This is a genomic window from Microcystis wesenbergii NRERC-220, from assembly GCF_032027425.1.
Taxonomy (GTDB): Bacteria; Cyanobacteriota; Cyanobacteriia; order Cyanobacteriales; family Microcystaceae; genus Microcystis; species Microcystis wesenbergii_A.
The window spans coordinates 1,708,295-1,721,783 of the sequence record NZ_JAVSJA010000001.1 but is presented as its reverse complement, the minus strand read 5'-3'; the positions used below and the strand labels follow the sequence as shown (position 1 = coordinate 1,721,783).

The window sequence follows — 13,489 nt, the reverse complement described above, 5'->3', positions numbered from 1 at the left end:
AACCCTCATCACTGATTTAATCACTTAAGTCTTGACTCGCTTTCTTTGGGACAAATTTAGTAAAGATTACCTCGAAACCTTTCTCTCTTCTTCCGGTGACGTGAAAACTAGCCTTGATGTGACGGCAGAAACTCAAGAAATCGATGTGTATTTTCGGCCGACTTCTCCCAAAATACCGCCTGAATTAGGCTTATTAGGCCGATTAGCTCAAACCCCTTGTTTATTGGAACCCTATCGCAATCCAGTCACGATTGAGGGCATTATTGCCTGTTTATCTAAACTGTTTACTGTGCGGGAACAATTACAAAGAGAAGCTCACCGTCACCAACAACCCTTATTAGCATAAAATATTCCTAGACTATGGATACTAACTCCTACTGCCAGTCAAAGAATTATAACTGCTTTTTCCGCTCAATTAAACCCAGATTGGGGAGAAGGAATTTATTTTTTACCTCCAGCATTAACCACAGCCCTTATTGTCCTACATCAATTACCCGAAACCCCTGAAACCCTTTGGTTAAGATTACTAGGCAGAGGAGGAACCAGAACCAGAGCGATTGATGAATTAGAGGCATTATCTTCTAATCATCCCTTTAAATCAGCTGCCTTAAAATTATTATACAATTTGAGTAGAAACTTGCAAGCCTTACCCAAAAGAACCCAAGAGGAGAGGAAATTTATTATGCGTTTAGCCCCTTTATACGAACAAGATAGAGAAAAAGCTATTCAACAAGGAGAAGCTATCGGACTTCAAAAAGGAGAAGCCAACCTAGTGCTACGCTTACTTAAACGACGTTTTGGTGAACTACCCCCGCATATTACCGAAACTATCCAAAAACTAACCGTTGAACAATTAGAAGACTTAGGAGAAGCATTACTAGACTTTGAGAGTCAAGCTGACTTAATCAATTGGCTTAATCAAGCCTAAAACGGGAAAGGCAATTTTAAACTCATCTGATTGTTTTCTTGATCCTCAGGAAATTGTAATTACTGGACTTCCACCTTTATCTAGAGAGGAGTTAAAAAATAACCTAGATTTATCTGCCAGTGATTTAATCAATGGTTTACAATCCTTGCAACAACGTTATTTAACTCAAAGGGAGCAAAACCGATTTCAATTATCATCTATTTTTAAAGAGTATATCAAAAGCGATCGCTTTACCCAAATATGACTATAAGAGTTTGCTACCCCTAAATTCCCCTTAAAAAGGGGTACTTAAAGCCGAAAAAAGGGGCTTTGCGCCCCCTAAAAATCTTTAGTCAACGGATTAAAAATCTACACCAGACTATAGACAATTACTAAACCCAAAACTGCGGCAAAGACAATTAAAGCGTAGAATTGGGCGCGACCATTTTCAAGGTATTTAAGACCTTCACCACTGACAAGAGTAGCTAAACCAGTTAAATTCACCGCCCCATCGATAACCCGATAATCCACTTCCATAATTTGCCGCGCAAGACGACGACAACCCTGGACAAAAACTCGATCATAGAGATTATCAATGTACCATTTGTTCAGGGAAAAACGATACAAAACGGGGAATTTTTGGGCAATAGTTGCGGGGTCAATTTTCTTCTGGAGATACATCAAAGAAGCGACAGTAATCCCGATTAAAGCAATCCCCACCGAATTACCCGCCATAATCAGAAACTCTGTCCAATCAAAAGCATGAACTTCTTCTACCACTTCGTTAGGAACATGAATAAAACCCTCGAAGAAATTCTGCCAAGGTTTACCCACCAAACCAATCAACAAAGAAGGAACCGCTAAAATCATTAGAGGTAAAGTCATCGTAATTGGCGATTCGTGGGGTTCATGGGCATGATGGCCGTCGTTGTCTTCTTCCTGCGCTTCCGAGTCCAATTGCTTAACATTCATTGCCCCCGGTCCAAAAGCCGGAATCGCGCCCGCATTGGCTAACAGTCGGCGTTTAATCTCCTTATTAGTCCCTCTAAACTCCCCTTCAAAGGTGTTAAAGTACATCCGGAACATATAAAAAGCTGTTAAACCCGCAGTGGCCCAACCGATTAACCATAAGGACGGGTTCGCCTCAAAAGCTAAACCGAGAATTTCATCCTTCGACCAGAAACCAGCGAAAGGAGGAATCCCACAGATGGCCAGAGTTCCCACCAGGAAAGTTAGGGCAGTAATGGGCATATACTTGCGTAAACCGCCCATCATCCGCATATCTTGCGCTAAAACCGGCTCATGACCGACCACATCCTCCATACCGTGGATGACCGAACCAGAACCGAGGAACAACATCGCTTTAAAATAAGCGTGGGTCATCAGGTGGAATAACCCGGCACTATAAGCGCCGATACCCATAGCCATAACCATATAACCCAATTGGGAGATGGTGGAATAGGCTAAACCCTTTTTTATATCATTCTGGGTGAGGGCGATACTTGCCCCTAGAAAGGCGGTAAAGGCCCCCGTCCAAGCAATTACCGTCATCGCCGTGGGAATTGGCTCAAAAACGGGATACATCCGGGCAATCAGGAAAACTCCAGCGGCCACCATCGTGGCGGCGTGAATCAGGGCCGAAATCGGGGTCGGACCTTCCATGGCATCCGGTAGCCAGACATGAAGGGGAAATTGGGCTGATTTGGCCACCGGTCCAAGGAAGACTAAAACGGCGAATAATGCCGCTAAACTGCCGGCAATGGCTCCAGAAGAGACTAATTCCTCTAGACGTTCACCCATGATATCAAACTCGAAGCTACCAGTGGCCCAGAAAAGCCCCAGCATTCCCAGTAATAAGCCAAAATCGCCGACGCGGTTGGTAACGAAGGCTTTTTGACAGGCCTCGGCAGCCGCCGGACGAGTGAACCAGAAACCTACTAGCAGATAGGAACACATCCCCACCAATTCCCAGAAAACGTAGATCTGGACGAGGTTAGGACTGATGACCAAACCGAGCATAGAACTGCTAAAAATGCTCAGATAGGCGTAAAAACGCACATAACCGGGGTCATGGGCCATGTAACCATCGGTATAAATCATCACCAAAAAGGCCACGGTGGTGACGATAACCGACATTAAAGCACTGAGGTGATCGATCGTATAACCCATTTTCAGGTGAAAGTTACCCGCCGATGCCCAATCGATCATTTGGGTATAGGGAGCGTGTCCATTGATTTGACTCCACAGCAGCGCAAAAGACAGCACCATCGACGCACCGAGGGTAGAAATGATCAATACAGCATTCACCTGTCGCAGACGATTGGTGACTTCATTAAAGGAAATTAAGCCCGCGCCCACTAGGGTAGCGCCTACCAAAGGCAGGACGGGAACTAGCCACGCGTACTGATAAAGCGGTTCCATTCAGTAATACCTAGTTTACAACTTCACACTATTTGGTTTATCTTCATCTATTGTGACATAGGTTAATTCTTAAGAAAGTGTTTATACCTAGTTTTGCTCAATAGGGCGGCGAAAGGTCAAAGGATCTTATCAATTTGGCAGTTTAGCGAGCGGGACGGTAATTTTTAGGGAGAAGCGGTAAAATTATCGAATAACCACGAAAGCAAGGAAACGATTAAATACGGGTTTCTCCTAGCCAATAGGACAATTTATTTAGTACAATTTAACTATACCGATCAAAATTAGTCTAAAAGGGAAATCATTCTTCATATAGTGCCTGTCACAGTTAAAATCATTGAGTATGATGGGGAGTTTAACTTAACGAGGTATCATGTCCACCGCTCGCCATATCCTAGCACTTCTAAAAAGTCATGTAGAAGGAGAAGAGCAGCAATTTTATTCTGCTGCCCTACAGATGGCTGCACACGAAGCAAGACAAGGACATGGTAAGTTAGCCCAAGAAATTCGCGAATTAATTGACCAAGCAAAGGCTAGTAAATCGGTTATTGAAAAAAAATCTGATCCAATTCCTTTAGTACAACCAAAAGGAGACGGATTCGACAAGCTCACCGTAAATTTAGCCAATCTGGTTTCGGTCAGATATCCCGATACTCGATTATCGGATATGATTTTAACCTCTGACCTTGAATTTAGACTTAAACGAGTATTAACTGAACAAAGACAAGGAAAAAGACTCAGAGAACATAATCTTATGCCTCGTCGGAAACTGTTGTTAGTAGGTCCACCGGGTTCTGGTAAAACAATGACGGCTGAAGCTTTAGCAGGAGAGCTTAAATTACCTTTGTTTACGACTTTATACGATAGTCTAATGGGCAAGTATATGGGAGAAACGGCTAGTCGTTTAAAAGTGATTTTTGAGGCAATGACAATAACAAAAGGGGTCTATTTTTTTGATGAATTTGATGCGATTGGGACTCAACGTCACAATTCTAACGACGTGGGAGAAATTCGTCGCATTCTCAATTCTTTTTTGATGTTTTTAGAACAAGAGCAAGGGGATAGTTTGATTTTGGCAGCAACTAATCATCCTCAGTTACTAGACAAAGCTCTTTTTAGGCGTTTTGATGATGTAATTGAATATCAGCTTCCCGATGCCGCAATTATTCGTGAATTGATTGAATCTCGTCTTATTTCTTTTGAAATTGACTGGAAAGATTGGTCAAACATTCTTAATCAAGCCAATGGACTCGCTCAAGCTGAAATTGTCAGAGCGACAGATGACGCAGCCAAGCAAGCTGTTTTGTCAAATAGTCAGAAGGTAAGCGAAGATTCTCTGATTTCAGCTATTATGGAACGTAAGGATCTGAACTTCAATGAATAAAACCTAATCCCATAATGTCGCAACGTTCTCGCCGTCTTCCTCACTTGTATCTACGGAATAACGATAAATTTCGTGAAAGCGTCAATTATACTTCACCGCTCTCAGTTAATGCTCCACCACCACCCGATCGGAACAGAATAGAACACGCTGCAAAATTAGAACTTGCTATTGGTGAAGCGATTACGAAAGCTCGTCAACAATTAGAATCACGTTTATCGGAAATTGCCGTCGGACAACCCGGATTCTATTTAGAATTTCAGGTAACAAAAGATCAAGCGAATGCTTTTGAAAATTTAGGAGATAAACGCAAAAAAATTGAATTAGTTGCTGTTAAGCCTTCTCCTGACCAAGAAAATATAGTTAAGGCTACCGTTTTTGTACCAGAGTCAGCGACAGAATTTTTTGAGAACAAAGTAGAAGAATATCGTGATGAAGAAACAACAAAAGGAAACCCAAAAAATGCATCCCTAATAACCCGACTAGAAAACGTTGAAATTGGTACAGTTCAATCATTATTTACTGATGATACTGCTTTATTTCCTCAGAATGGACAAGCAATCTGGTGGGAAGTATGGTTACGTCGTGGACAACTTGAAGACTTCCAAACCATTGCTCAAAGACTCGATATTATGACTAAATCTCATATACATTTTCCCGAAAGAACTGTTACTTTAGCTATGGCTAATGTAGAAAAAATACAGCAAGTTCTTCAAAATTCTGATACGGTTGCAGAATTAAGAATTGCTAAAGATACGCCTTCCTTTTTTCTTGATATGAAATTAATTGAAAAGGAGGAATGGGTCGAGGATTTATGGAATCGAACTTTACCTCCTAGAGATAATGCTGTTGCTGTCTGTCTTCTTGATTATGGAGTTAATAGACGACATAAACTGATTGAAAAAGGTCTTGATAGTAGTGATTTATATACTTGTGATCCTAATTGGGGAACTCATGATCCTCATAATACACATGGTACAGAAATGGCGGGTTTAATTCTTTCTGATGATTTATTTAATGCTTTACAAACACAAGGATATATAACGCTTATTCACCGTTTAGAATCAGTTAAAATTCTCCCTCCTGTCGGACAAAATGATCCTGAACTTTATGGCGCAATTACAGAGCAAGCAGTCTCTCGTCCAGAAATACAAAATCCCAAGCGAAAACGTATTTTCTGTATGGCTGTAACTAGCGAGCAGCCATCACCAAATTATGGAACTCCCTCCTCATGGTCAGCAGCAATAGATCAACTATCTTTTGGTGAAGATAATTTTAAGCGATTAATCATTATTTCAGCAGGAAATATCAGAGAAGAAATATCTTTATCTGATTATTTAACCCGCAATGATGTGGCAACAATTGAAAACCCAGCACAAGCTTGGAATGCTCTTGTTGTGGGAGCTTACACTGAAAAAGTTAATATCAGTCATCCCGACTTTCAAGGTTGGCAACCTGTAGCTCCTTGGGGTGATTTATCTCCTAAAAGTTGTACTTCTGTTTCTTGGGAAAATCAATGGCCAATTCGTCCGGATATTGTTTGTGAAGGAGGAAATTATGCCTCAGATGGGGAAAATTATGCACAAATGATTGACGATTTATGCTTATTAACAACTGCTCATAGTCATAACTATAAATTGTTTACTTATATGTGTGATACCAGTTGTGCAACTGCACTCGCTAGTTATATGGCTGCTCGAATTCTTTCAGAAAATCCCAAATATTGGCCAGAAACAATACGCGCTTTAATCGTTCATTCAGCCGAATGGACTGTTAGGATGATAGCTAATTTTCCAAAGAAATTGAAGCAGCAAGATAAAAAAAATTTGATTCGTCGCTATGGATATGGTGTTCCTGATTTAGACAGAGCTTTAAAAAGTTCAAATAGTGATTTAACAATGGTTATTGAAGATCAATTGACACCTTTTAAAAAAGATGGTAGTGACATTAAAACAGACAAAATGAATCTTCATAGCTTACCCTGGCCAAAAGAAAAGCTAGAACAATTAGGAGAAGCCAAGGTAGAACTGAGAGTAACTTTATCGTATTTTATAGAACCTAATCCAGGGGAGCGAGGTTATAAAAGAAAACACCATTATGCCTCTTATGGACTCAGATTTCAAGTAAAAAAACCTTTAGAGACCGATGACCAATTTCGACATAGAATTAATAAAGCTACCAGAAAAGAAGAAAAAAATATTTCTGGCAGTAAAGAGGAAGATAACTGGTTTTTGGGTCCTCATTTAAGGAGTCAAGGTTCACTTCATTCTGATATATGGACAGGAACGGCCGTCGATTTAGCAAGTAGAGGAATGATAGGCGTTTATCCTGTTGGTGGATGGTGGAAAGAACAAACACAAGAGGAACGCCATGATCAACCTGTTCGCTATACATTAATTGTAACGATTCGAGTACCAGAAATTGAGTGTGATATTTACACCCCTGTATCTAATTTAATTTTAATCAGTCAAGATACACCCACTAACATACCAATAGAAACAGAGATTTAATCTTTACATCGAACTTCATCCATTAAATATATCTCAGGAATTGAGACAATTGGTAACAATTCTCTGTAAGTTTCCCTACCAACTTTTTCACCTTCCCTCCCCAACAATCCAACTTAATCAGCGTGATTCAGACATGGCTAGAGGAAATAGAGGTGTAGATGAACTAAAAAGTTAGTCAATAGTGGGTAAAATGTTTGTGTATAGGACATTTTTTCCCCATGACTAAACCCTTAGACTCCCTGAAACAGCCCAATCCCTCGGAAAAAACAGCCCCTAGAGATGATTGGTTAGATAGCGAACTATCTCGTTTAGAAGATTATGAACCTTACGATTGGGGAGAAATAGATACCTTAATGTTAGGCAAACCCGTACAATATGTTTCTAGTATTGGCTTAGTTGTCGAGGGTGGCAAAGATTGGGGTTGCTGATTTGCAATAGGAATCTTCTTGTGTGGGGTTTTTAAAACCTAGAGCCAAACTAACTTTTGGATAGGATGCACAGTTGGCATTCATAGCTTGAGTCAGCAACACCCCTCCCCAGCAACCCAAGTTAATCAGTGCGATTAAAACATGGCTAGAGGAAATAGAGGTTTAAGCGATGGTTAATCTTCTGGATCTTAGTCAGTTATACTAAGTATATCCATAACTTATACTTCTTAATAGCAGAACCGACTGAAGAGCAATATTTACCTATTCAGGTATTAGATACCCTAGCTGATCCATCTGCCAACCTAACTTAGTTGGCTGCTGATAAACCTTTTTTAAAGTGTTAATATCCCGGCTAGAAATCGGGGCAATATCTCTAGTTTGAGCGAAATACATCACATCCGTCTCCAGGGGACTATGACCCCAAATTCCCAAAGCGTGACCTAATTCGTGCCGCGCTGCCGCTAAGGCCGACCGATCGGCTAAATTAGGACTAATCTGGATACTCATCCGATGAGTTAAGCGATTTTCCTTGACAAAAATCTCGTATTGTGTTACGGCAGAACGCACCCGAGGCAGTTCTAACTTGCCGGTTTCGGCATTAAAACGAACTCCCGACGGCGGTAACTCTCGTTTAATGAGGATATCGGCCAATTCTGCCCGATTTACCAACTCGATCGGCAAATACTGCCCCCATTCAGCGATCGCCTGTTGTACTAAACTCAGCCAAGAACTGCGATCGCTATGAACGTAAATCTTCACGGGAAATTGCGACCAAATCAACGCCCCCACGGGGCTGATTTCCACAGCATCAAAATAATCCCCGGACTGGTTTTGCTCTTGCCATTGGGCTAAATTAGCGGGTAAAGGATGGGTTTTTAACTCTGGTAGCGATCGACTGTCGGCGATCAAAGAATAGGAAAACAGCAAAAGACTCGCCAAGGCTGCGAGTCCTAGAAAAGAGAACCGACCTCTTAGCATTTAGCGATTTAACCAGCCGGCGCTCAGTACAATAGTTAGGGTGATAAATACCGTCCCCAAGGCCCAAGTCACCTGATTTAAGGTTTTTTCCGCCGTTTTTGCGCTGGTAAAAATCTGTGATTGACCGCCAATACCGCCAATACCATCCCCTTTGGGACTGTGTAATAACACCAAAATCGCCAGAAAGGCCGCCGCCAGCGCCCAAATAATCTGTACTACCAGCACCACTGTCATGATTATTACTCTCTATTTTCCATTACAAAGTATAGCAGTTATGATCAGTTATCAGTTATCAGTTATCAGTTATCAGATGTAAGTTTTAAATTTTTATGGCTCTCTCGGAAATTGGCTGAAAAATGTTCATTATCTTACATTCAAAGATGCCCTACGCCCTTTCTTCGATAAGATTTGCTGATCACCATGACTGTTAGAGAGCGGTTTTTATTGGTCATTTTTCTGCTAATTAGGGCTTGCTGAATAATGGTGAAATATAGACGAGGTAAGGGTTTTAGGGTCTTGTTTCGCGAAACAGGTGCAAGATTTTGAGAGAATCGTGCTTCCAAACCTTGCGTTTTCATCGGCCCGCGTCCTGTAGGGGCGAAGCATTCGGGCAATAACCTATCGGTGAAACCGGAGATTTTCTATCCGAATGCTTCGCCCGTACTTTTTGCCGCAAACCCTAATTAGCCAATTTTTTAATTATTTCCACTGATGACTGATTACTGATTACTGATCACTGTTAAAGCGAGATGCGGACGGGAGTGCGACTGGCTTTAATTTCCACTTCGGCCGGTTTAATCAGCGATCGCCCAGTCATTTCTACTGGGACGGGAATAGAGAGAATTTCCAGGATAGTGGGGGCAATATCGGCTAAACGACCATCATCCCGCAGCTGCACATCGCCACCATGGCCTGGTATTTTTCTCTGTTCCCCTTCAATTAAAATTAAAGGAACGGGATTAGTCGTATGGGCTGTCCAAGCATTACCCGACTCATCCACCATCGTTTCCGCGTTACCGTGGTCGGCAGTGATTAACACTGTTCCCCCCAATTTATTGATGCTACTTAACAACTTAGCCAAGCATAGATCCACCGTTTCCACTGCTTTCATGGCCGCGTCTAAAATGCCCGTATGACCCACCATATCGGGGTTAGCGTAATTGACCACCACGAGACTATAGATCCCCTGTTCGATCGCCGCAGAGACCGCTGCTGTCACCGCGGCTGCCGACATGGCCGGCGCTTGGTCATAGGTGGCGACTTTTGGACTAGGAATTAATTCGCGCACTTCTCCCTCAAAGGGTTTTTCTAACCCCCCATTAAAAAAGTAGGTGACGTGGGGATATTTTTCGGTTTCCGCACAACGAAACTGTTTTAATCCCTGTTGAGCGATCACCTGTCCTAAAATATTATTTAAATTCTGGGGAGCAAAGGCCACATCTACCGGTAATTTCGGATCGTATTGGGTGAAAGTGACAAAACTGAGCGGAGAAATTAAATCTCGATCGAAATCTTCAAAATCGGGCATAGTCAGGGCATAACATAACTGTCTAGCTCGATCGGGACGGAAATTATAGAATATCACCCCATCGCCCGCTTCGATCGCCCCCGGGGCAATTCTGGTGGGGGGAATAAATTCATCGGTAATATTTTGATCATAAAATGCCTGTAATACTTCAGTAATCGATCGCCCGTCGATACCTTGATCACTGGTCATCACGTTATAGGCTTTTTCCACCCGATCCCAACGGCGATCCCGATCCATGGCATAATAACGGCCACTGAGAGTCACCAGGCGACCGAGACTGATTTTATTAATATGTTCTTGAATCCGTTTAATAGCTGGCATTCCGTCGGTGACATTAGTATCGCGACCATCGGTGATGACATGAATGCAGACATCGCTAATCCCTTGCACTTTCGCTAAGTCTAATAATCCCAGTAAGTGATCGAGATGGGAATGGACTCCCCCCTCAGAACATAAACCAATTAGGTGTAATTTGCTTTTTTTGGGGCGAATCTCCCCGCAGAGTTTTAATAAAGCCTGATTTTGTTGAATCGAACCATCTTCGATCGCATCGGAAATTCGTACTAATTCTTGTGGTACAACCCGCCCCGCTCCGATATTCAGGTGGCCAACTTCCGAGTTGCCCATCTGTCCTTCTGGTAGTCCCACATCCTTAGCGGAGGTGCGGATTAAGGTGTGGGGATACACTTCCCAGAGACTATCCATAATCGGGGTTTTCGCCATTGCGATCGCATTATCCGACCTTTGCGGGCGATAACCCCAACCATCAAGGATAACCAGCACGACTGGGGATATAGGTGCGTGGGTCATGATATACAGTCCTAAATCAAGAGTGGATTTCCATGCACTAAGATAATATCATCGAAACTTCCATTGATCACCGGTGTCGGGGCGATCGACCCCCTAATGTCAGCAAATGATGGGTATGTCTCAAAAAAACGAAACAACTGCTTTAATAATCGCTCTTTTAGCCACTGCGGGCATTTTAGGTGGGGGTTACTTCTGGCTGCAAAGTCAATGTGCCGCGGGTAAAGAATTCTTTCTCTGTGGCAGCAGTAAAAGTCCGCAAAAACCGCCGGTATCGGAAAGTGCCTCCTCTCCCTTACCCCCTCCCCCCTCACCCCAGGGAGTGGTCAGTTTTGCCCCACCGACTTCTATCCCCAGTGGCACGACAATTCGCATTAACGGCTCTACCAGTATGGTACAGATTAATCAAGCCTTAAAAGCCGCTTTAACTGCCAAATTTCAGGGGGTAGAGGTCTTGACAAATGCTCAAGGCTCTGATAATGGATTAGAGGAAGTGGCCCGGGGGGCGATCGATATTGCGGCGGTGTCACGACCTTTAACCGAGTCGGAACGCTCTCAGGGATTGGCTTCTAGTCCGATCATCCGAGATGCGATCGCTATTGTGGTGGGGGTAAAAAATCCTTTTGCGGGGGGTTTAACCACTGCCCAAGTTAAAGATATTTTTACCGGAAAAATCACCTCTTGGTCGGAGGTGGGCGGTTCTGCTGCTACTATTCAAGTGATTAATCGTCCTCCTATTAGTGGCACTTATCAAAGTTTTCGTCAGGAAGTGCTGCAAGGGGGAGAATTTGGTAGGGGAACTAATTTTAAAATGATGGAGAGGGATGCCACTACCCCAATTTTGCGAGTTTTGGGACTGAATGGCATTAGTTACGCAACCTATAGCCAAATCGCCAACCAAAAAACCGTCAGGGCGCTCGCTGTGGACGGAATTTCAGCCAGTGAACCTAATTATCCCTGGCAGCGTACCCTTTACTACGTTTACAAAGAACCTGCTAGTGAAGCGGTCAAAGCTTTTATGGGTTTTGTGGCCTCTAGTGGTGGTCAAGAAGCGATTTTTCGGGCTAATGAAGACCTACAAAAGTAGTCAGCGAGAATATCTGAAAATCTGGGAAATTTTACCTAAAATGTCGGATGAATGCCCCCGCTACATTTTTCGACTGTATAAAGACTAGACACCTCCAATTCTAATTAGCTAGAATTGCCCCAAGGCCCGCTAATTGTTATTGTGAGATTATGACTGGGAGACAAAAAAACCCTACTTATACTCTTTGGGACACAGAGAGTCTGCCTCGGTGATAGGAAACTATTACGCCAGTTAGTGCCTTCTTTAGGGAAGAGCAAAACCTGCGGAGGCTGAGTAAGACCAAAGCTAAGGAACCACTTGGCGGAGGCATTGGCCGATGAAAGAGGAAGCCCTCGCTTTTAGCGACGAGTATGTCACTATTACCAGACTAATTGAAGGTGAAGAATTAAGCTATGAACAAAAATCGTCTGAATGAGATTGAGTCCCATCTTAAACTGCTTTACGAACAAAGAAGGGAGAAAGAAGAGGCTATTATTGTGGCTGCAAGAGGTGATAAAACAATCCTAAAACAGCAACTTCGGCTTGAAATTCTTAAACCCATTCGAGATTATGAACAGGAATATTGGCAAATTATCGCTGGTCAGTCTAATTTAGTTAAAATCTCAGAAGCAGACGCAGAAGTTGTTATCGCCGAATTTGTGGAAGGAGTCGGACAACTTCGGGGAGAAAATGCAGAAGTTATAGAATATTTGCAAAAAATCCTCGCTAAAGTCGAAGAACCCGGTCCAACAGCCGCCGCTAAACTTAAAGCGGTTGTTTCTTCGATTCCTCCTTTTGTGGGAATTTCCTACGAGGCTGAGTTGGACACGGAAAATTTCTTAAATCGCCATTTTCCTACTTTGATGAAGGCGGTGCAACGCCTAAAAAAGTAATAGGGCAGGATGTCTCATCAGCCCAACAAAAAGAAACTCCTCGCTCTTTTAATGAACCTAATCCACAAACTTCTGGTACTCATGGAAACAGAAATAAACCACAAGAAAGTTACGAACAGCTTTCAATTTTATTAGCTGAGAAAAAATGGAAAGAAGCAGATTGGGAAACAATGCAGATTCTGCTTCGTATTGCCGAGAGAACTGAACAAGGTTGGCTACTAAGTATTGACGAAATTCCCTCTGAAGACATCAGAAAAATAGATCTTCTCTGGTTAGATGCCAGCAAAGGTAAATTTGGTTATAGTGTACAAAAGAATATCTGGGTGAATGTTCAAGGTGAAATTGGTGTGTTTGATGCTTTAGTATTTTATAAATTTGCTAAACAAGTAGGTTGGCAAGTAAATGATCAGTTGCGAATGAACTATGATGATTTTGACTTTTCTTTAAATGCCCCTGACGGTCATTTACCTACATTTAGATTTCCTTCCGATACTGATCAGTTAGGAACATGGCTGGATGCTTTCAAAGATTTTTTACCTCGCTTATAAATTTACCTTCTAAAATAGCAAAAGG

10 protein-coding genes and 2 pseudogenes are annotated in these 13,489 nt (G+C 42.4%); 8 read left to right on the top strand and 4 right to left on the bottom strand.

All coding sequences use genetic code 11. The features are described 5' to 3' along the window. Positions 1-31 precede the first annotated feature (31 nt). Together RAM70_RS08340 and RAM70_RS08335 are read left to right on the top strand one after the other, a co-directional pair. Positions 32-928: pseudogene (locus RAM70_RS08340) on the top strand (DUF4351 domain-containing protein). A gap of 73 nt (positions 929-1,001) precedes the next feature. Next, positions 1,002-1,172, top strand: a pseudogene (locus tag RAM70_RS08335) (ATPase); the annotation flags it as partial. 104 nt (positions 1,173-1,276) lie between these two features. Here RAM70_RS08335 and RAM70_RS08330 read toward each other — a convergent pair. After that, a complete protein-coding gene (locus RAM70_RS08330) occupies positions 1,277-3,328 on the bottom strand; it encodes an NAD(P)H-quinone oxidoreductase subunit 5 (RefSeq protein WP_312673242.1) in 2,052 nt (683 codons plus the stop codon). Between the two features lie 370 nt (positions 3,329-3,698). Between RAM70_RS08330 and RAM70_RS08325 the strand changes: the two genes are divergently transcribed. The 3 genes from RAM70_RS08325 to RAM70_RS08315 all read left to right on the top strand — a co-directional run bounded on the left by RAM70_RS08325 (position 3,699) and on the right by RAM70_RS08315 (position 7,644). After that, complete coding sequence (locus RAM70_RS08325) at positions 3,699-4,709, top strand: AAA family ATPase (RefSeq protein WP_312673241.1); 1,011 nt, start codon at positions 3,699-3,701, stop codon at positions 4,707-4,709. A 14-nt stretch (positions 4,710-4,723) separates the two neighbouring features. Next, positions 4,724-7,216, top strand: coding sequence for a S8 family peptidase (locus tag RAM70_RS08320; RefSeq protein ID WP_312673240.1), 2,493 nt, complete (start codon positions 4,724-4,726; stop codon positions 7,214-7,216). A 218-nt stretch (positions 7,217-7,434) separates the two neighbouring features. Next, positions 7,435-7,644 carry a hypothetical protein gene (locus tag RAM70_RS08315; protein ID WP_312673238.1) on the top strand — a complete coding sequence of 70 codons (210 nt, stop codon included), beginning with the start codon at positions 7,435-7,437 and terminating at the stop codon, positions 7,642-7,644. Between the two features lie 261 nt (positions 7,645-7,905). On the opposite strand, the gene RAM70_RS08310 is transcribed toward RAM70_RS08315, so the two are convergent. The 3 genes from RAM70_RS08310 to gpmI all read right to left on the bottom strand — a co-directional run bounded on the left by RAM70_RS08310 (position 7,906) and on the right by gpmI (position 10,960). Next, entirely contained in the window at positions 7,906-8,622 is a 717-nt protein-coding gene (locus RAM70_RS08310) for a peptidase (protein ID WP_312673236.1), read from the bottom strand. Then, a complete protein-coding gene (secG, locus tag RAM70_RS08305; RefSeq protein WP_002736485.1) occupies positions 8,623-8,856 on the bottom strand; it encodes a preprotein translocase subunit SecG in 234 nt (77 codons plus the stop codon). 505 nt (positions 8,857-9,361) lie between these two features. Next, positions 9,362-10,960, bottom strand: a complete 1,599-nt coding sequence (gpmI, locus tag RAM70_RS08300; RefSeq protein ID WP_045362459.1) for a 2,3-bisphosphoglycerate-independent phosphoglycerate mutase — start codon at positions 10,958-10,960, stop codon at positions 9,362-9,364. A 106-nt stretch (positions 10,961-11,066) separates the two neighbouring features. Here gpmI and RAM70_RS08295 point away from each other — a divergent pair, with 106 nt between their 5' ends. The 3 genes from RAM70_RS08295 to RAM70_RS08285 all read left to right on the top strand — a co-directional run bounded on the left by RAM70_RS08295 (position 11,067) and on the right by RAM70_RS08285 (position 13,464). Then, entirely contained in the window at positions 11,067-12,044 is a 978-nt protein-coding gene (locus tag RAM70_RS08295) for a phosphate ABC transporter substrate-binding protein (RefSeq protein WP_312673231.1), read from the top strand. 392 nt (positions 12,045-12,436) lie between these two features. Continuing rightward, positions 12,437-12,916, top strand: coding sequence for a hypothetical protein (locus RAM70_RS08290; protein WP_312673229.1), 480 nt, complete (start codon positions 12,437-12,439; stop codon positions 12,914-12,916). Further along, complete coding sequence (locus RAM70_RS08285; RefSeq protein WP_312675854.1) at positions 12,916-13,464, top strand: GUN4 domain-containing protein; 549 nt, start codon at positions 12,916-12,918, stop codon at positions 13,462-13,464. Before RAM70_RS08290 ends, RAM70_RS08285 begins: the two co-directional genes overlap by 1 nt. Positions 13,465-13,489 lie beyond the last annotated feature (25 nt).